This is a genomic window from Streptomyces glomeratus, assembly GCF_021462825.1.
GTDB classification, from domain to species: domain Bacteria; phylum Actinomycetota; class Actinomycetes; order Streptomycetales; family Streptomycetaceae; genus Streptomyces; species Streptomyces glomeratus.
The window spans coordinates 361,876-379,812 of sequence record NZ_JAKEEB010000001.1; the positions used below are offsets into that span (position 1 = coordinate 361,876).

The following is a 17,937-nucleotide window of genomic DNA, read 5'->3' on the forward strand; positions in this document are numbered from 1 at the left end:
TCGTCCGAGGGCCCGTCGCCGGTGCGGGTCAGCCGCCCAGCTTGTCCAGGTCCAGGACCTTGCCCTTGGGCGCGTCGGCCGGGACCCGCTGCTCGAAGTCGGTGAAGATGATCGAGCCGGGATCCTTCTTGGAGGTGCTGGTGACCTTCAGGAGGTACGGCTTGCCCTGTGTGGCGACGTAGAGCGTGTAACGGTCCTTGCCGTCCTTCTCGTGCAGGACGATGGCCGGGGTGCCGTCGACCGTGGTCGTCGCGCCCCGCTTCGCGTCGGAGTTCCCCTCCTCGGCTCCGCCCAGTACCGAGTCCAGGTCGCAGAAGCCGGCGATGTCCTTGGCGTCCTTCCCCTTCGCCGACATCTTGGTCCACTTGCCGGCCATCATGGCCACGACCGCGTCGGTGTCCGACTTGGAGTCGCCCTTGCCCTGCGCACGCAGGAACGCCTCGTCGTACTTCATGTAGACGGTGCCGCCGGTCTTGATCAGGTCGGCCTTGCCCTGCCCGCCCATGCTCATGGTGCCGGCGCAGTCGCCCTTCTTGTTCAGGGCCATGTCGATCCGGATGGTGCCGTTGCTCTCGTCGTCGGGGATGTCGCCCTTCATGCGCAGCGAGGTCGCGCCGGTGGTGGCCTTCATCGACCGGTCGGCGATCTCGCCGCCGGTGAGTCCGGCGAACGGCTCCTTGGGCTTGGCGTCCGCCGAGTTCTGGCCGGGCAGGCAGCCGGTGAGTCCCGCGGTGGCCGCGGCGGCGAGGCAGAGAGCGGCAAGTGCGGTGCGACGCATGGGAGTTCCTTGAGGTGAGGTGACGTGCGGAGATGACGTGCGGTGAGATGACGTGGGGTGAGGAGGAGGGCGGGTCAGGGGGTCGCGTTCGCCCGGGGCGTCCGCGGCGCGCTGCCGTCGCCGCCCGTGGCTCCCGGGTGCTGCCCGGCGGACATGGACGGCGTCCCGCCGTGGCGTTCCCGTGCCGCCCCGCCGGCCGCTCGGTCCGCGTTGGCCGAGACCGTGCCGATGACGACGAGGCCGACGACGGCCCCGAGCGTGAGCCTGCCCATCATGGCCACGGCTGTTCCCTCCCCTGGTCGAGGCGCTCGCCGTTACGGCGAAGTCGCTCGTTCGAAAGTCAATAAAGCAGAGGCTGTGAACCGAGTCAACAAGAGGGCGGCGAACGCATCGGTACACGCGCGTGAAGGGGTGGATCTTGCGCATCTCGGTATGCTCTGTGCCACAGGCCGACAGGGCAGAGGGGAGCCGGGCGGTGCAGGACAACGGGACAGAGGTGACCGCCGCCGGAATCGCCCGGCTCGCGGGGGTCGGCCGCGCCGCCGTCAGCAACTGGCGCCGTCGCCATACCGACTTCCCCAAGCCGGTGGGGGGGACGGAGACCAGCCCCTCCTTCGCGCTCACCGAGGTCGAGGACTGGCTGCGCCGGCAGGGCAAGCTCGCCGAGGTGCCCCTGCGGGAGCGAGTGTGGCAGCAGATCGCCGGCCACCCGGAGGGACCCGTCACGGCCCTCGTCCACGCGGGCTGCGTCCTCGTGCTCGTCCACGACCGGCTCACCGTCTGGCAGGAGGCGAGCGGGGGCTCCGACGCCCGCCTGGCCGAGCTGCTGCCCACCGCCCTGGAGCAGGTGCTCACTCCCCGCCTCGGCGTGCTCCGGGGGGCCGCCGTGCCCTTCCCGACGCCGACGGAGCTGCTCCCGTCGGTCCCGCTGCTGCGCGGTGCCGCGGACCTCGCCGAGGAACTGGGCCCACGGCAGGCGTACGAGTTCCTGCTCGGCCGGCACCTCGACGCAAATCCGCGCCAGTACACGCTGACCCCGGCCGACCTGGCCGCACTGATGGCCGACCTCGCGGGGCCCGCCCGCAGCGTCCTCGACCCGGCCTGCGGCACCGGCGCCCTGCTGCGTGCCCTCGCCGCCGCGCCCGGCCAGGAGCTGCACGGCCAGGACAGCGACCCCGGGCTCGCCGCGCTCACCGGCCTGCGCCTCGCGCTGCACACGAAGGGCGTCGTCCGCACGGCCGCGGGCGACAGCCTCAGGGCCGACGCGTTCGACGCCCTCAGGGCGGACGCCGTGCTGTGCCATCCGCCGTTCAACGAGCGCAACTGGGGCCACGACGAACTCGCCTACGATCCCCGCTGGGAGTACGGCTTCCCGGCCCGGACGGAGTCCGAACTCGCCTGGGTGCAGCATGCGCTGGCCCGCCTGAAGGACGGCGGCACCGCCGTGCTGCTGATGCCGCCGGCCGCCGCCTCCCGGCGCTCGGGCCGCCGCATCCGCGCAGATCTGCTGCGCCGCGGCGCCCTGCGCGCCGTGATCGCCCTGCCGGTGGGCGCGGCACCCCCGTACAACATCCCACTGCACCTGTGGGTGCTGCGGCGCCCCGAGAAGGCGCCCGGGCAGCCCGAGTTGCTGCTCACGGACGCCGGCGCGTCCGTGCCTGAGGGCCGTGGCGGCCCGGACTGGGCGGCCGTGCGCGACGCCGTTCTCGGTGCCTGGCGCCTGTTCGCCCGGACCGGCACCGCGCCGGAGGTGCCGGGGGTGAGCCGCTCCGTACCGGTCATCGAACTCCTCGACGACGACGTGGACCTGGCCCCCGCCCGCCATCTCCCGCCGCCCGCGGTCGGCGGCGGGGCACAGGAGCTCACGGCCCTGCGCGCACGCCTCGACGAGACCCTCCGGCTCACCGTCGACCTCAACCCGTCCGCGCACGACACCGCCGACCAGCCCCGCTGGCCGCTCACCACCGTCGGCGAACTCGCCCGGAGCGGCGACCTGGTGATGCGTACCGGCGGAAACGGCCCCCACACGCGCGTGCTCACCGACCACGACGTGCTCGCCGGCACCGCACCCTCCGGAACCCTGCCCGGGACCGGGGAGGAACCGGTCCTCGTCGCGGAGGGCGATGTGGTCGTGCCCGTTCTCGGCGGCGGCGCCGTCGCGCGCGTGATCGACGCGGCGACCGCGGGCGCCGCGCTGGGACGCAATCTGACCCTGCTGCGCCCGGACCCGGCGGCGCTCGACCCCTGGTTCCTCGCCGGCTTCCTGCGCGGCACCGCCAACAACCGCCAGGCCAGCAGCTATGCCTCCACCGCGACCCGGCTCGACGTACGCCGTCTCCAGCTGCCCCGGCTCCCGCTGGACCGGCAACGCCGCTACGGTGAGCGCTTCCGGGCGCTGGCCGGGTTCGAGGACGCCCTGCGCCTCGCCGGCCGCCTCGGCGAACAACTCGTCCGCGGTCTGTACGACGGACTGACGGACGGCACGGTCGCACCGGACTGACGGCACCGGGCCGGTACGACTACGGTTCCACACAACCGGAAACCGTCTGTCGGGGTCGGGCTATACGCTCGGACCTCGACACTCGTACGTCCGTCCTCATCCGGTCCCGGGAGCAGTCATGTACGGCCACGGCGCGGCGCCGCCCACCCGCAGTTCGGGCACGGTCATCACCCTGCGGGTGCTGTTTCCCATTGCCGGCTTCCTGAGCTGCGGACTCCTCGCGTGCCTCCCGCTGTTCCGGGTCGCGCTGCTGCGGGGCAGAGGGGTGGACTGGCTGCTGGCCTGGGTCAGCATGCCCGTGTCCATCGGGTGCCTCGCGGTCGTCGGCTCCGTCCCCGAAGGCGACCACCGGAGCGACATCGCGCTCGCCACCGTGCTCCTCCTCGGCGCCGTCAGCGGGGCGTACTTCGTGGTGTTCGACATACGTCACCACCGCGCCCTGCCGCCCACCGGCCCGACGCCCCCGGGACCCCCCGCCTATGCGCCACCGGGCTACGCCTACCCCGCAGTCCAGCCCTACACCCCGCCGGCGCAGACCCCGCCACCCCCGTACACACCGGCGCCGCCGCCCCGGCAACCACAGCGCCCCGCGCCCGCCCGCATCGACCAGGTCCGGGCCGAACTCGACGAGCTGAGCGACTACCTGCGCAGACACGAGGACGGCAGATGAGCGCGACGACCGGACGCATCGTCGCGGACCGCTACGAGTTGTCCACGCTCATCGGCCAGGGCGGCATGGGCCAGGTCTGGACGGCGTACGACCAGCGCCTGGACAGGCGTGTGGCCGTCAAACTGCTGCGGCCGGACAAGGTCGCGGGCCAGGAGGCCGACGAACTGCGCCGCCGGTTCCTGCGCGAGTGCCGTGTCACCGCGCAGGTCGACCACCCCGGTCTGGTCACCGTCCACGACGCGGGCAGCGAGGGCGAGGATCTGTACCTCGTGATGCAGTACGTCGACGGGGCCGACCTCGCCGACCATCTCGCCGAGCACGACCCGTACCCCTGGCCGTGGGTGGTGGCCGTCGCCGCGCAACTGTGCGCCGTGCTGTCCGCCGTGCACGCGGTGCCGATCGTCCACCGCGATCTGAAGCCGCGGAATGTCATGGTCAAACAGGACGGCACGGTCACCGTCCTCGACCTCGGTGTGGCATCCGTGATGGACACGGACACGACCCGTCTCACCCACACCGGCTCCCCGATCGGCTCACCCGCCTACATGGCGCCCGAGCAGGCGATGGGCGGCGCGGTCGGCCCGTACACCGATCTCTACGCGCTCGGCGTGCTCATGCACGAGCTCCTCAGCGGTGACGTGCCGTTCGCGGGCTCGACCGCGCTCGGCGTGCTGCACCGCCACCTCTACGAGCCCCCGCTGCCGGTGCGCCGACTGCGCCCCGAAGTGCCCGAGGCCCTGGAGGCGCTCGTGCTGCGTCTGCTCGCCAAGGACCCGCAGCACCGCCCGGCCTCGGCGCAGGAGACCTACGAGCAGTTGCTCCCGCTCCTCCCCGCACGTGGCATGCCCTCGGGAGCCCCTCTCGACCCCACGCGCCCCTTTCTGCGCCCGCATGCCCCGTGGCCGGACCGGGCGCGGACTCCGGCGCCCCAGCCGCAGGCCGCGCCGGCGGTCGAGAAACCCGATGTCGCGGGCGCCGTGGACGAGGTCAAACGCCTGCTCGGCGAGGGCCGCATCACCCAGGCGGTGGACATCCTCGGCGCGATCCTCCCGGCCGCGGCCGCCCGGCACGGCGAGCACTCGACAGTCGTCCGCACCCTGCGCAAGCAGTACGCGGCGACCCTCATGGACGACGGCCAGTACCGGCGCGCGCTGCCCGAACTGCGCCGCCTGGCCGACGAACGCGCGACCGAGGCGGGCCAGGCCGACCCCCAGGCACTGCGCTTCCGCTACGAGGTCGCACAGTGCCTGGAGCAGCTCGGCGAACCGGCGGCCGCGCTCGCCGAGTACCGGGCGCTGCTGCCGTACTACGAGAACCAGTACGTCGCGGGCGACCCGGAACTCGCCCATGACGTCCGCCGCCGCATCGGGCACCTGCTGCTTGCCCTCGGCGATCGCGCCGCCGCCCACGACACCCTCGTACGGCTTCTGCACGACGTCGACCGCCTGCGGGGCCCCGGCCATCCGCTGGCCGTGGACATCCGGCGGACCCTCCAGTGGCTGGGGCAGGTCCGCGGCTGAGGCGGCCGCGGCCCTCAGCGCGTGACCGGCAGCGCCGACACGAACCGCGGCCCGTCCCCGCGGTGCTGGACCGGGAAAGTCACCTTGAGGCCCTTCTCCTGGCCGGCCATCGACAGGTGGGTGACGTACTGAAGGCCCAGGAACGCCTTCCTCGAGCCGCCCGCGGAGATGTAGGGGCGCGGCAGGTTGAGCAGGAGCTTGCCGGGCTTGCCGCCGCGGTTGCCGTCGAAGAAGAGCACGCGCTGGTCGGTCAGGACCAGGTACATCGGGCGGGGCGTGACCGTGGCCATCACCGTGCCCGCGCTGAGCACGCCGACCACGGCCGCGGTGAGCGCCTGCCTGCGCACGGAGACCGAGCCGACGCCCGCGAGGGTCGTCATCTGTATCTCCTCGCCCTGGAGCAGCAAGGGGGCGGCGGCTTCCCGAAGCTGCCTGGCGCGGCGGGCGTTGAGGGCCATGAGGACTCCTGGAGGTGAGAGGAGACGTGGGGCCGCGCGGGCTGCCGGGGCGCGTACGAGGGCGCTGGGCGGGACATCGGTGAACGGTGCCGACGAGAGCGGCGCGCGGATCACGACACGTGATCGAGACGGCGGGACGGTAGGGAGGGATGGTTAACGACAGGTGAACGAATACTAGGCGGGCGGTCAAGGTGCGGTTGTGATCGCCCCTGCCCAAGCGCGGTTTCCCCCGGCGGGCCATGCGGTCGGGTGCCTCGCCTAGGATCCGCCGCATGTCCCACGCTTCCGCCTCCTCGCCGCCGCCTCCCGACTTCGAGATCGCCTCGGCCTTCCCCGAGGTCACCTGGCTGCGTCAGGCCGCCACCGCGCGGGACTGGGTGTCCATACGGCAGTACCTCGACGGGCTGCCGCGGGAGACGAACCGCGGCTTCGCCGTCGGGGTGCTCGCCGAGGTGGACGGAGTGGAGGGGTGGATGCGCGAGATCCTCGCCGCCGCCCCCGACGACGTGCTCGCCCTCACCGTCCTCGGCAGCCGCGAGGTGCGCATCGGCTGGGAGATCCGGACCGCGGCGCCCGCCAAACAGGTCAGCCGGGAGCAGTTCGCGGGACTGCACGCGCACCTGCGGCAGGCCGAGCAACTGCTGATCCGGGCCACCGCGCTCGATCCGTCGTCCGACGCGGCCTGGGCCGAGCGCCTCACCACGGCCATGGGGCTGCAACTCGGGCAGAACGAGGCGCGGCGCCGCTACGACCGGCTGGCCGCACACCACCCGCACCACTTCAGTGCGCAGGGCCGGCTGCTCCAGCAGCTCTGCCCCAAGTGGGGCGGCAGCTGGGAGGCGGCCCACGCCTTTGCCCGGGAGTGTCTGCTGGGCGCTCCCGAAGGCGCTCTGAGCGGCGGACTGGTGGCCGAGGTGCACATGGAGCACTGGCTCGCCCTGCGCGGCCGCGAGCGCGAGGAGTATCTGCGCCAGGGCCATGTGCGGGCCGAACTCGTCGAGGCCGCCGAGCGGTCCGCGCTCCACCCCGGCTTCCGGCGCGACTACGGCTGGGTCGTCGTCCAGGGCTATTTCGCCGCGTTGTTCTCCCTCACGGGAGACCTGGCACGGGCCGCCGCCTGCTTCCGCGCGCTCGGCAACCTCGCCTCCCAGTACCCGTGGGCCGACCTGGGCGGCGACGCCGCCGCGGCCTACGTCAAACACCGCGACGCCGCCCTCGCCCGAGGATGACCCGCCATGACGAACACGCCGAACAGAGGCCGAAGATGAACCCCCAGGCCGCCATCCACCCCACCGAGGTCGACGGCATACCCACCCTCTTCGCGTACGCCACGGGACCCGTGCGCGCCGGACTCGTCTTCCGCGTCGGGGTCGCCGACGAGACGCTCGGCCGGGCCGGGATCACCCACCTCGTCGAGCACCTCGCCCTGCACCGCCAGGGCCTGGCCGACTACCACTTCAACGGCGCGACCAAGGCCGCCTTCACCCACTTCCACGTGGAGGGAGCCGAGCACGAGGTCGTCGCCTACCTCCAGGGTGTCTGCGCCTCCCTGACCGACCTGCCCATGGAGCGCCTGGAGACCGAGAAGGAGATCCTGCGTACCGAGGAGTCCCGGCGCGACGTCGGCCCGCTTCCGCTCTGGCGCTACGGGGCCCAGGGATACGGCCTGGTCAGCTATCCGGAGTGGGGCGTCAGGAACCTCGGTCCGGACGACGTACGGGCGTGGGCGGCCACCTGGTTCACCCGGGGCAACGCCGTGCTGTGGGTCGCCGGGGAACGCCTGCCGGCCGGGCTGTCCCTCAGGCTGCCCGCCGGCGCGCGCCACCCCATGCCCGCCGTCACCTCCGCGCTGCCCGGCGGCCCCGCCTACTTCTCCGACGGCACGGGCGGCGTCCTGCTGGACGCCGTCGTCACGGACACCACCGCCGCCCGGCTGTACACGGGCGTCCTGGAGCGCGAACTCTCCCGTGCACTGCGCCAGGAGGGCGGCTACTCCTACACGGCGGCCACCGACTACGCCTCCCGCCGCGACGGCTTTGCCCTGGTGACCGCCTTCGCGGACGCCCTGCCCGCCAAGCAGGACGCGGTGCTCGGCGGCTTCGTCGACGTCCTCGCCGGGCTTCAGGTGGGCCGGATCGGCCAGGCCGACCTGGAGGCGGTGCGCACCCGGGCCGACGGGGGGCTGACCGCGCCGGACGCGGCCGTGCGGCGGCTGCCCGGGGCGGCGGAGGACCTGCTCGCCGGCCGGCCGGTGCGCGGCCTCGACGAGCTCAGGTCAGAGCTGTGGGCCGTGACGCCGGGACATCTGCACGCGGTGGCCCTGGAGGCGGCCGGGACGGCCCTGATGCAGGTGCCCTCGGGACACACGGCGGACTGGGCCGGGTACACGGCGGCCCCCACCGGCTCGTCGTACACGGTGGCCGGGCGCCGGTTCCCCTCGGTGCGCGGTGACGGGACGGCGCTCGTCGTGGGTGACGACGGCATCAGCGTGACGGCCCGGGAGAAGAACGGGACGGAGAGTGCGGCGACCGTGCTCTACCGTGCCTGCGCCGCGATGCTGAGCTGGCCAGACGGCGGCCGCCGGCTCGTCGGCACCGACGGTCTGGTCATCGAGGTGGAGCCGGGGCTGTACGGCGTGGACGCGCACACGATGGCGGCCCTCGACGCGGCCGTACCGCACCACGCGGTGGTGTGGCTGCCGCCCCGGCAGCAGCGGCCGGCACCGCGGGCGGCCGCGGCGCCCGGCGGAGAGGCCGAGACCGGCGCCGGGACGTCCGCCCGGCCCGCCCCCGCCCGGCGCACCGGGCGGCAGACGGCCGCGGTGGTCGTCTTCGGCATCCTCGGTGGCTTCTTCGCCTTCCTCGCCCTGCTGTTCACGGTGTTCGGCGCCGGCGATCCGGAGACCAGCACCGGCGAGTGGGCGGCCATCGCGGGCTTCCTGTGGGGCGTCGCCGCCCTGCTGGCCTGGCCCGCCGTACGGATCCTGCGGCGCACCCGGCGAGTCTGACGCGCACCCGGCGAGTCTGACGCCACCCGGCGGATTTGGCGCACTTTGGCCGCCCGGCGAACCCTGCCGGGCCTGGCGCACACCCGGCATATGCCGCGGAACTCCGGCCGGCCGGCGCGCGGGGGCTCGGCGGTCCGTGCGGAAGGGGCCGCCCCGGGTGCCGAAGCTCCGTGCGCAGGTGTAGGTTTCAGCCATCCCCGGACCTCCGTGCGCCATGCCGCCACGGACAGGGCGACGCCGGACAGGCGCCGCCACCGGGGCTTGGGAACTCTCTTCCGGCGCACGCCCGCGCGTGCCGCCTGTCGTGAATCAGGGGTGGGGATGGCCGGGCATCGGCAGTCCAGGAAGTTCAGGTACATCTCGTGGGCGGTGGCCGGTGCCGCCGTGGTCGCGGGCGCCGGGATCGCGGCGCAGACCTCCATGGCCGCGACGACCTGGCCGGCGCAGAAGACGTTCACGGGACGCGCCTTCGACACCTGCACCGCGCCGTCGCTGTCCGCGATGAAGGCCTGGCACGACGGCTTCTACGGTGCCGCCGCCGTGTACGTGGGCGGCAAGAACCGCGGCTGCAGCCAGCCGAACCTGACCGCCTCCTGGGTGAAGTCGGTCAGCTCCGTCGGCTGGAAGCTGATCCCGATCTACGTCGGCGCCCAGCCGCCCTGCCAGACCAGCTCCAACCCCGAGAAGCTCACCGCCGCCACCGCCGCCTCGCTCGGGACGAGCGACGCCTCGGACGCGGTGGCCAAGGCGTCGGCGCTCGGCATCAAGGCCGGCAGCCCGATCTACCTCGACATGGAGCCGTACGACACCACCAACACGTCGTGCAACGACGCCGTGCTGACGTATGTGCGCGCCTTCGACAAGCAGCTGCGCGTCAAGACGTACCGCGCCGGCTTCTACGGCTTCACCAGCTCCAGCGCCAAGGCCATCGCCACCGCGAAGGACAAGACCGACCTGCCGGGCAACCTCTGGTACGCCCTGTGGGACAAGAACTACACCACCACCGCGGACTGGCCGTGGGGCTCGACCCAGTACACCAACCACAGCCGTGGCCACCAGTACATGGTCAACAGCAAGGAGACCCGCGGCGGTTACACGCTCACCGTGGACCGCGACGCATGGGACGCACCGGTCGCCATCACCGGCTGACGAGCGGCGTGGGCGCGCGACGGTGCCCGAAGTCCCGGTGAATCGTTGGTCGTACGGGTTGGCCAGAGCTGGGCCACTGCCTACCATCGATCTCCGCAAGACCTTGTGCACCGTCGCACAATCTCCTCGGGAGGCCACCTTGCACCGCCGTCGCACCGTGATCGTCGTCAGTGCCGCCCTCGTCGCGGCCCCTGTCCTCACCGCGTGCGGTGGCACCGAGCACCCGGGTACCGCCGCCGTGGTCGGAGGGGACCGGATCACGGTCGCCCAGCTCGAGGGCCGGGTGAAGGAGGTGCGCACGGCCCAGCGCGCCGCCATCCCGGACGACAGCCAGTACCAGCAGACGATCGCCCGGACCAGCAGTCTCACCCGCGACACGCTCCGCGGCATGGTCCTCGACCGGGTCCTGGACCGCGCGGCCGCGGACGCGGGCGTGTCCGTCACCCGCCGGGACGTCGGCCGGCTGCGGGCCGGCCTCGAGCAGCAGGCGGGCGGCGCGACGGCGCTGAAGTCGGTGTGGCTGGACCAGTACGGGGTGGCTCCCCGGCGCATCGACGACAACCTCCGCACGGAGGTCGAGGCGCAGAAGCTGGCCGCCGCGCTCGGCGCCGACATGACCACGGCCGACGGCAAGGCCGTGTTCTGGAAGGCGATGGCGCGGGCGTCCGAGGAACTGAACATCGACCTCAACCCGCGCTACGGCAGCTGGGACGTGCAGAAGAGCAGCCGGGTGGACACGAGGACACCCTGGGTCAAGGAGGTCACGGCGGCCGGGGAACGGCAGGCGGCGTAGCGGGGACGCGGCGCCGGCGCTCGGAGGACCGTCCACCGGCCTGTGGAAAACTTCGGGGCGCGTGGGCGCCGTGGGTTACGTTCGAAGGGTGAACGCAACCAGCTTCGAAGGCGCCTCCCACCAGGGCCGGGACGCGGCGACATCCGCCACCGGCCGGGTCGTCCTGCTCACCACCAGCCACCGGGTCGCGCCCGGCCTGCTGTCCTGGCCCGCGTGGCAGGCGCTGCGCGACGCCGACCGGGTCCTGTGCGCGGACGGCGCGCACCCGCAGCTGCCATATCTGCGCGAGGCGGGCATCACCGTCGAGGAGGGCGCCCCGACCGCGCAGCAGCTGGTCGACGCCTGCGCCGGCGGCCGCACGGTGGTGGTCGTCGCGACCGGCGAGGGCGAGCCGCGCCTCACCGACGGCCTGGCCCGCCTGGCGGGCTCGGGACGGACGCGGATGCCGGAGCTGGAGCTGCTCCCCGCGTCGTACGACCTTCCGGGCTCCCGCCTCCTCGACCTGGTGCAGGTCATGGACCGTATCCGGGCCGAGTGCCCCTGGTCCTCGCTCCAGACCCACCAGGGCCTCGCCAAGTACGGCATCGAGGAGGCGTACGAGCTGGTCGAGGCGATCGAGGCGGGCGACCGGGAGGAGCTGCGCGAGGAGCTGGGCGACGTCCTGCTCCAGGTCGTCTTCCATGCCCGGATAGCCGAGGAGGACCCGCAGGCGCCCTTCTCCATCGACGACGTGGCGGGCGGCATCGTCGCCAAGCTGATCCACCGCCACCCGCACGTCTTCGGCGACGCGACCGCGACGACGCCGGAGGAGGTCAAGGAGCACTGGCTGCGCACCAAGGCGATCGAGAAGCAGCGCACGTCGGTGACGGAGGGCGTCCCCCTGGGGCAGCCGGGCCTGGCCCTCGCGGCGAAGCTGTCGTCCCGTGTGCGCTCGGCCGGCCTGGAGGTGCCGCTGCCGCAGGGCGAGGGCATCGGCTACGAACTGCTGGCGCTCGCCGCGCAGGCGGAAGCGGAGGGGGTGGACCCGGAGGCGGCCCTGAGAGCCGCCGCCCGCGCCTACCGCGACGCCGTACGGGCCGCCGAGGGGCTGGGCCCGGCGAGCGGGGAGCCCGGGCCGGACGCCGAGGGGCTCGGGACCCATGCCGAGGGGCTAGGGACGGACTGAGGCAGGCCCTCCGGGCCCTGACGGGGCGGGTCGGAGCGGGCGTGGATACCGTCGAGGAGTGACCGACCAGCACCCGCCCGCCTGCCCCTCTTCCACCCCCGCCCCCGAACTCTTCACCTGGGAGTTCGCCGCCGATCCCTACCCCGCCTACGCCTGGCTCCGCGAGCACGCCCCCGTGCACCGGACGCGGCTGCCGAGCGGTGTGGAGGCCTGGCTGGTCACCCGGTACGCCGACGCCAAGCAGGCCCTCGCCGACCAGCGGCTCAGCAAGAACCCGGCGCATCACGACGAGCCCGCGCACGCCAAGGGGAAGACCGGTATCCCCGGCGAGCGCAAGGCCGAGCTGATGACGCACCTGCTCAACATCGACCCGCCGGACCACACCCGGCTGCGCCGGCTGGTCTCCAAGGCGTTCACTCCGCGCCGCGTGGCCGAGTTCGCGCCCCGCGTGCAGGAGCTGGCCGATCAGCTCATCGACGGGTTCGCCGGCCGCGGCTGTGCCGATCTCATCCACGAGTTCGCCTTTCCGCTCCCCATCTACGCGATCTGCGACATGCTCGGTGTCCCCCGTGAGGACCAGGACGACTTCCGCGACTGGGCGGGCATGATGATCCGGCACCAGGGCGGTCCCCGGGGCGGGGTCGCGCGGTCCGTGAAGAAGATGCGCGGCTACCTCGCCGACCTCATCCACCGCAAGCGCGAGGCGCTGCCCGACGCCCCCGGACCCGGCGAGGACCTCATCTCCGGGCTCATCCGCGCCTTCGACCACGGCGAGCACCTCACCGAGAACGAGGCCGCCGCCATGGCCTTCATCCTGCTCTTCGCCGGGTTCGAGACCACCGTCAACCTCATCGGCAACGGCATGTACGCCCTTCTCACCCACCCCGGGCAGCGGGCCCTCCTGCAGACCTCGCTGGTGCGCGGCGAGAGGGGTCTCCTCGCCACCGGCGTCGAGGAACTTCTGCGCTACGACGGCCCGGTGGAGCTGGCCACCTGGCGGTTCGCCACCCGGCCGCTCACCATCGGCGGGCAGGACATCGCCGCCGGCGACCCCGTTCTGGTGGTGCTCGCCGCCGCGGACCGGGATCCGGAGCGGTTCGCCGACCCCGAGGTCCTCGACCTCGCCCGCCGTGACAACCAGCACCTCGGTTACGGGCACGGCATCCATTACTGCCTCGGCGCCCCCCTCGCCCGGCTGGAGGGACAGACCGCCCTCGCCACGCTCCTCACCCGTCTACCCGACCTGCGACTCGCGGTGGATTCTGCCGATCTGCGCTGGCGCGGAGGGCTCATTATGCGCGGATTGCGCACGCTTCCTGTGGAGTTCACCCCGGCTCCGGAAAAAGATCCTCGGCATATCGGCGGCACGGCGAAGTGAGGTGGCGGACACGCCGACGGTCACAGGAAGATGACATTTCCTCAACTCCGTAATCTTCACGTGATCTACGCTGCATTAACTTGTGACAAGTGATCGACTGGTTATACGTTCACGCAGCAACGCGGCGGTACGCCAAGGCCACCGCGTTGGTCACTGCTGTCGTGTGAAAGGCAACCGCATGCTCTCCGGGAACGGTCGTCACCGTCGCCCCCGCCAGGCTCCGGCTCTCCTCGTCGCGGCAGGGGTGACCGGATCAGCGATCGCGATCCCCCTCCTCGGCGCCACCGGTGCGAGTGCGGCCACTGGTGCGACCTGGGACCGGGTCGCGGAGTGCGAGAGCGGCGGGACCTGGAGCGCCGACACCGGCAACGGCCGCTACGGCGGACTGCAGTTGACGCAGGAGGACTGGGACAGGTACGGCGGTCTCGACTACGCCCCGAGCCCCGACCAGGCCAGCCGCTCGCAGCAGATCGCCGTCGCCGAGAAGATCCTCGACGACCGGGGTGTCTCCATCTGGAGCACCTGCGGCCTGGTGTCCGGACTGAGCAAGGACTCGGGCGCCGCGGGCGTCGACACGGGCCTGGCCGGTGACTCCTCCGGTGGCGGCTCCTTCTCGTCCTCGTACTCCGGTATGGGCGACGGACTGTCCCAGTCATCCAACTCGTCTCATCCGTCCCGTTCATCGGAGTCCTCCACGCCGTCCGCCTCGGCTCCGTCCTCGTCTTCCTCGCCGTCTTCCTCCTCCGCGTCTCCGTCGTCACCCTCGTCCTCTTCGTCCACATCGTCCTCCTCGCCGTCCCCCTCGTCCCCTTCGTCCTCGCCCTCGACGTCGGCCACCGACTCCACTGAAGGCGGCGACGAGCGCGATTCGCAGAGTCTGCTCGGTGTTCTCACGGCCACGACGAAGCGCGAGGATGCGGACAAGTCCGGGCAGAGCGGGGCGCCTTCGGGTGCGGGCGAGACCTCGGGTGCCGGCCGCCACCGGGGTGACCGTGCCGACGAGGGTGCCGAGGACGGCCGTACCGGCGACTCGGACGGCCGTCACGCCTCGCGTGGCACCACTGCCGCGCGGGACGCCGCCGACGACTCGTACACCGTCCGCCCCGGGGACAATCTGTCGGCGATCGCCGACTCCCTTGACGTCAAAGGCGGATGGGCCGCCCTCTATGACGCGAACAAGGAGACGGTCGGCGCCGACCCGAATCTCATCCTTCCCGGTCAGAGCCTTGCGCTGGCGACCGAGCCGACCGGGGACCAGTCCTGAACTCGCCTCTGGCCGGGGGCACTTCACGCCCTGCTTCGCGCTGAATGTCCGGTTTGGCGAGAGTGAGATATGAGTCTCATAAGCCCTGATCGTCTTTGAAATTCCGTCGATCGACTGCTTACGGTCGTGATCGCTCGCCACAGCGGGCCCCGACGGTCGCAACGCCGAATCCTGCCAGCGGCCGTACGGGAACAGTCGTCGCGTCAAGCGCCGTAGGCAGGAGCGGGGGACCCAAGGTAGGTGCCGCACCCGGGAGTCGACCGGGGCGGCTAGGGGTGGAGCCGCGCGCCGAGAGGTGCGCGGCCGGGCAACTCAACCGGCCCGAACCCGACAGCTCACCTCGCAGGCGTCGGTGAGGGGATCGAACCATGCTGTGTTCCGGCAAGGGTAAGCACCGCCGTCCGTCCAAGGCCGTCCGCGCCATTGCGCTCGCCGGTGTCACCGGCGCCGCCGTCGCCGCCCCGCTGATGGCGGCCGGCAGCGCCTCCGCCGCCACCGCCTCCCAGTGGGACGCCGTCGCCCGGTGCGAGTCCGGCGGCAACTGGTCCATCAACACGGGCAACGGCTTCTACGGCGGCCTGCAGTTCACCAACTCGACCTGGGCCGCGTACGGCGGCACCGCCTACGCCCCGCGGGCCGACCTGGCCTCCAAGGCGCAGCAGATCTCCGTCGCCGAGAAGGTCCTCGCGGGCCAGGGCAAGGGTGCCTGGCCGGTCTGCGGCACGGGTCTGACCGGCGCCCCCTACAACGGTGCCGCGGCCTCCACCGGCAGCTCGAGCAGCGCCGGCTCCGCGAAGAGCACCACCACCCGCTCCACCGAGCGGCACGCGGCCAACCGCTCCACGCAGCGCCCGGCCCCGCGGAAGACCGTCACCACCCCGGCCGGCAAGAAGGTCCGGAAGGGCGACGGCGAGTACAAGGTCGTCAAGGGCGACACCCTCGGCTCGATCGCCGAGCGGCACCACGTCCAGGGCGGCTGGGAGAAGCTGTTCCGGCTGAACAAGGACATCATCGAGGACGCCGACCTCATCTACCCGGGCCAGCAGCTGCACCTGCAGTGACAGCCGGCCGGCGTCTGACGGCCGACCGTCGGCCGGCCCACAGTGCCCTCACAGGCGCGGCCCCCTGCAGCGGGGGCCGCGTGAGGACCGCCCCCCGTCCCCACGGGCTCCCCGCTCCGGTGCGTGTTCCCCCGTACGCGCCGGAGCGGGGCTTTTTGCCTCCGCGCCCCTTCTTCGCCACCCCGTCTTTGTTCCGCGTGGGAACAATGTGTACCGTCACCCTGTCCACGGGACGGTCGGTCGGCTGGCCGCCGCCCCGGGACGGTTAGGCTCTAGGCGCAAGGCACACCAGCCCCGCACCAACAGCGTCACATTCCACGAAGGAGATGCTCGTGCCGTCCATCGACGTCGTCGTAGCCCGGGAAATCCTGGACTCCCGAGGCAACCCCACGGTCGAGGTCGAGGTCGGCCTCGACGACGGCAGCACGGGTCGTGCCGCCGTTCCGTCCGGCGCCTCCACCGGCGCCTTCGAGGCCATCGAGCTCCGTGACGGGGACCCCAACCGCTACCAGGGCAAGGGCGTCGAGAAGGCCGTCCTCGCGGTCATCGAGCAGATCGGCCCGGAGCTCGTCGGCTACGACGCCACCGAGCAGCGCCTGATCGACCAGGCCATGTTCGACCTGGACGCGACCGACAACAAGGGCTCCCTCGGCGCCAACGCCATCCTGGGCGTCTCCCTCGCCGTCGCCCACGCCGCCTCCGAGGCCAGCGACCTCCCGCTCTTCCGCTACCTGGGCGGCCCGAACGCGCACCTGCTGCCGGTGCCGATGATGAACATCCTGAACGGCGGCTCGCACGCCGACTCCAACGTGGACATCCAGGAGTTCATGATCGCCCCGATCGGCGCGGAGTCCTTCTCCGAGGCCCTGCGCTGGGGCACCGAGGTCTACCACACCCTCAAGAAGGTGCTGAAGGGCAAGGGCCTGTCCACCGGCCTCGGCGACGAGGGGGGCTTCGCCCCGAACCTCGGTTCCAACCGTGAGGCCCTCGACCTCATCCTCGAGGCCGTCAAGCAGGCCGGGTACGTCCCCGGCGAGCAGATCGCCCTCGCCCTCGACGTCGCCGCCTCCGAGTTCTACAAGGACGGCAAGTACCTCTTCGAGGGCAAGGAGCGCTCCGCCGCCGAGATGACGGAGTACTACGAGGAGCTCGTGGCGGCCTACCCGCTCGTCTCCATCGAGGACCCGCTGTTCGAGGACGACTGGGCCGGCTGGAAGGTCATCACCGACAAGCTCGGCGACAAGGTCCAGCTGGTCGGCGACGACCTGTTCGTCACCAACCCCGAGCGCCTCGCCCGGGGCATCGAGGAGGGCGCCGCCAACGCCCTGCTGGTCAAGGTCAACCAGATCGGCTCGCTGACCGAGACCCTGGACGCCGTCGAGCTGGCCCAGCGCAACGGCTTCAAGTGCATGATGTCCCACCGCTCCGGCGAGACCGAGGACGTCACCATCGCCGACCTGGCCGTCGCCACCAACTGCGGCCAGATCAAGACCGGTGCCCCGGCCCGCTCCGAGCGCGTCGCCAAGTACAACCAGCTGCTGCGCATCGAGGAGATCCTCGACGACGCGGCGGTGTACGCCGGCCGCAGCGCCTTCCCGCGCTTCAAGGGCTGAGCGGCCAGGGCCGCGCCCGAGCCAGTCGTCCGTACGTCCCCGTACGCGGTCCCGTACCGTGTGCGGGGACGTACGCACGTGTGAAGGGGAGGCGCGAGACATGGCCGTGAAGGACCGTGACCGGTTCTCCACCGCGACCAGGCTGCGGCTGCTCGGGGAGCAGACGGCGGCCCGGGTGTACCGCTCCCAGACCAGACGCCAGGCCCGCCGCTCCCGGCTCACCGGCCGCGCCGCCCTGCTCGCGCTCGTCCTGTGCTCGCTGGTCGTGGCGCTCGCGTACCCGATACGGCAGTACGTCTCCCAGCGTGCCGAGATCGCCGAGATGGAGCGGCAGCGGCAGGAGGCCCGCAACCGGGTCGAGCAACTGCGCGACCTCAAGGCGCGCTGGCAGGACGACGCGTACGCGCAGCAGCAGATCCGGAAGCGGCTGCACTACGTGATGCCGGGGGAGACCGGGTACATCGTGGTCGACCCGGACCCGGCCCGGCGGCCCCCCGTGCACCGGACGGCCCTCGCGCGCCCCTGGTACGCCGGCGTCTGGGACGGGGTGGACAAGGCCGACGCGTCCGACCGGTGAGCCC

16 protein-coding genes and 1 riboswitch are annotated in these 17,937 nt (G+C 72.4%); of the genes, 13 read left to right on the forward strand and 3 right to left on the reverse strand.

Annotation, left to right across the window (positions count from 1 at the left end):
• Positions 1-28: 28 nt before the first annotated feature.
• A complete protein-coding gene (locus LZ604_RS01630) occupies positions 29-778 on the reverse strand; it encodes a hypothetical protein (RefSeq protein ID WP_234511691.1) in 750 nt (249 codons plus the stop codon).
• Between the two features lie 74 nt (positions 779-852).
• Positions 853-1,053 (reverse strand): hypothetical protein, encoded by a 201-nt coding sequence (locus LZ604_RS01635; protein WP_234511693.1) that lies wholly within the window; start codon positions 1,051-1,053, stop codon positions 853-855.
• A 200-nt stretch (positions 1,054-1,253) separates the two neighbouring features.
• Between LZ604_RS01635 and LZ604_RS01640 the strand changes: the two genes are divergently transcribed.
• From LZ604_RS01640 to LZ604_RS01650, 3 genes are all read left to right on the forward strand, one after another.
• On the forward strand, positions 1,254-3,278 hold the full coding sequence (locus LZ604_RS01640) for an N-6 DNA methylase (protein WP_234511695.1): 2,025 nt from the start codon (positions 1,254-1,256) through the stop codon (positions 3,276-3,278).
• A 118-nt stretch (positions 3,279-3,396) separates the two neighbouring features.
• Entirely contained in the window at positions 3,397-3,948 is a 552-nt protein-coding gene (locus tag LZ604_RS01645) for a hypothetical protein (RefSeq protein WP_234511697.1), read from the forward strand.
• Entirely contained in the window at positions 3,945-5,468 is a 1,524-nt protein-coding gene (locus LZ604_RS01650; RefSeq protein ID WP_267970790.1) for a serine/threonine-protein kinase, read from the forward strand. Before LZ604_RS01645 ends, LZ604_RS01650 begins: the two co-directional genes overlap by 4 nt.
• A gap of 14 nt (positions 5,469-5,482) precedes the next feature.
• On the opposite strand, the gene LZ604_RS01655 is transcribed toward LZ604_RS01650, so the two are convergent.
• Positions 5,483-5,926, reverse strand: a complete 444-nt coding sequence (locus tag LZ604_RS01655; RefSeq protein ID WP_234511701.1) for a hypothetical protein — start codon at positions 5,924-5,926, stop codon at positions 5,483-5,485.
• Between the two features lie 272 nt (positions 5,927-6,198).
• Here LZ604_RS01655 and LZ604_RS01660 point away from each other — a divergent pair, with 272 nt between their 5' ends.
• From LZ604_RS01660 to LZ604_RS01705, 10 genes are all read left to right on the forward strand, one after another.
• A complete protein-coding gene (locus tag LZ604_RS01660) occupies positions 6,199-7,155 on the forward strand; it encodes a hypothetical protein (protein ID WP_234511703.1) in 957 nt (318 codons plus the stop codon).
• The gene (locus tag LZ604_RS01665) at positions 7,152-8,933 is read left to right on the forward strand and encodes a peptidase M16 family protein (protein ID WP_234511706.1); all 1,782 of its coding nucleotides are present in this window, start codon (positions 7,152-7,154) and stop codon (positions 8,931-8,933) included. Before LZ604_RS01660 ends, LZ604_RS01665 begins: the two co-directional genes overlap by 4 nt.
• Positions 8,934-9,254: 321 nt before the next feature.
• Entirely contained in the window at positions 9,255-10,082 is an 828-nt protein-coding gene (locus LZ604_RS01670; protein WP_234511708.1) for a glycoside hydrolase domain-containing protein, read from the forward strand.
• 139 nt (positions 10,083-10,221) lie between these two features.
• Complete coding sequence (locus LZ604_RS01675) at positions 10,222-10,875, forward strand: SurA N-terminal domain-containing protein (RefSeq protein ID WP_234511711.1); 654 nt, start codon at positions 10,222-10,224, stop codon at positions 10,873-10,875.
• Between the two features lie 88 nt (positions 10,876-10,963).
• Positions 10,964-12,040: a nucleoside triphosphate pyrophosphohydrolase gene (locus LZ604_RS01680; RefSeq protein WP_234511713.1), complete on the forward strand. Its 1,077-nt coding sequence runs from the start codon at positions 10,964-10,966 to the stop codon at positions 12,038-12,040.
• A 58-nt stretch (positions 12,041-12,098) separates the two neighbouring features.
• On the forward strand, positions 12,099-13,418 hold the full coding sequence (locus LZ604_RS01685) for a cytochrome P450 family protein (protein WP_234511715.1): 1,320 nt from the start codon (positions 12,099-12,101) through the stop codon (positions 13,416-13,418).
• Between the two features lie 178 nt (positions 13,419-13,596).
• Positions 13,597-14,682 carry a LysM peptidoglycan-binding domain-containing protein gene (locus LZ604_RS01690; protein ID WP_234511717.1) on the forward strand — a complete coding sequence of 362 codons (1,086 nt, stop codon included), beginning with the start codon at positions 13,597-13,599 and terminating at the stop codon, positions 14,680-14,682.
• A gap of 198 nt (positions 14,683-14,880) precedes the next feature.
• Positions 14,881-15,046, forward strand: a riboswitch (cyclic di-AMP (ydaO/yuaA leader).
• A 4-nt stretch (positions 15,047-15,050) separates the two neighbouring features.
• Positions 15,051-15,743 (forward strand): LysM peptidoglycan-binding domain-containing protein, encoded by a 693-nt coding sequence (locus LZ604_RS01695; protein WP_234511720.1) that lies wholly within the window; start codon positions 15,051-15,053, stop codon positions 15,741-15,743.
• A gap of 326 nt (positions 15,744-16,069) precedes the next feature.
• Positions 16,070-17,356, forward strand: a complete 1,287-nt coding sequence (gene eno, locus LZ604_RS01700; RefSeq protein ID WP_234511722.1) for a phosphopyruvate hydratase — start codon at positions 16,070-16,072, stop codon at positions 17,354-17,356.
• 100 nt (positions 17,357-17,456) lie between these two features.
• A complete protein-coding gene (locus LZ604_RS01705) occupies positions 17,457-17,933 on the forward strand; it encodes an FtsB family cell division protein (RefSeq protein ID WP_234511725.1) in 477 nt (158 codons plus the stop codon).
• The last annotated feature ends 4 nt before the right edge of the window (positions 17,934-17,937 follow it).

Excerpts from the sequence above, each read along its gene's own strand:
- LZ604_RS01630 (WP_234511691.1), bottom strand. The coding sequence starts at position 778 with ATGCGTCGCACCGCACTTGCCGCTCTCTGCCTCGCCGCCGCGGCCACC.
- LZ604_RS01635 (WP_234511693.1), bottom strand. The coding sequence starts at position 1,053 with ATGATGGGCAGGCTCACGCTCGGGGCCGTCGTCGGCCTCGTCGTCATC.
- LZ604_RS01645 (WP_234511697.1), top strand. The coding sequence starts at position 3,397 with ATGTACGGCCACGGCGCGGCGCCGCCCACCCGCAGTTCGGGCACGGTC.
- LZ604_RS01650 (WP_267970790.1), top strand. The coding sequence starts at position 3,945 with ATGAGCGCGACGACCGGACGCATCGTCGCGGACCGCTACGAGTTGTCC.
- LZ604_RS01655 (WP_234511701.1), bottom strand. The coding sequence starts at position 5,926 with ATGGCCCTCAACGCCCGCCGCGCCAGGCAGCTTCGGGAAGCCGCCGCC.
- LZ604_RS01660 (WP_234511703.1), top strand. The coding sequence starts at position 6,199 with ATGTCCCACGCTTCCGCCTCCTCGCCGCCGCCTCCCGACTTCGAGATC.
- LZ604_RS01665 (WP_234511706.1), top strand. The coding sequence starts at position 7,152 with ATGACCCGCCATGACGAACACGCCGAACAGAGGCCGAAGATGAACCCC.
- LZ604_RS01670 (WP_234511708.1), top strand. The coding sequence starts at position 9,255 with ATGGCCGGGCATCGGCAGTCCAGGAAGTTCAGGTACATCTCGTGGGCG.
- LZ604_RS01690 (WP_234511717.1), top strand. The coding sequence starts at position 13,597 with ATGCTCTCCGGGAACGGTCGTCACCGTCGCCCCCGCCAGGCTCCGGCT.
- LZ604_RS01695 (WP_234511720.1), top strand. The coding sequence starts at position 15,051 with ATGCTGTGTTCCGGCAAGGGTAAGCACCGCCGTCCGTCCAAGGCCGTC.
- eno (WP_234511722.1), top strand. The coding sequence starts at position 16,070 with ATGCTCGTGCCGTCCATCGACGTCGTCGTAGCCCGGGAAATCCTGGAC.
- LZ604_RS01705 (WP_234511725.1), top strand. The coding sequence starts at position 17,457 with ATGGCCGTGAAGGACCGTGACCGGTTCTCCACCGCGACCAGGCTGCGG.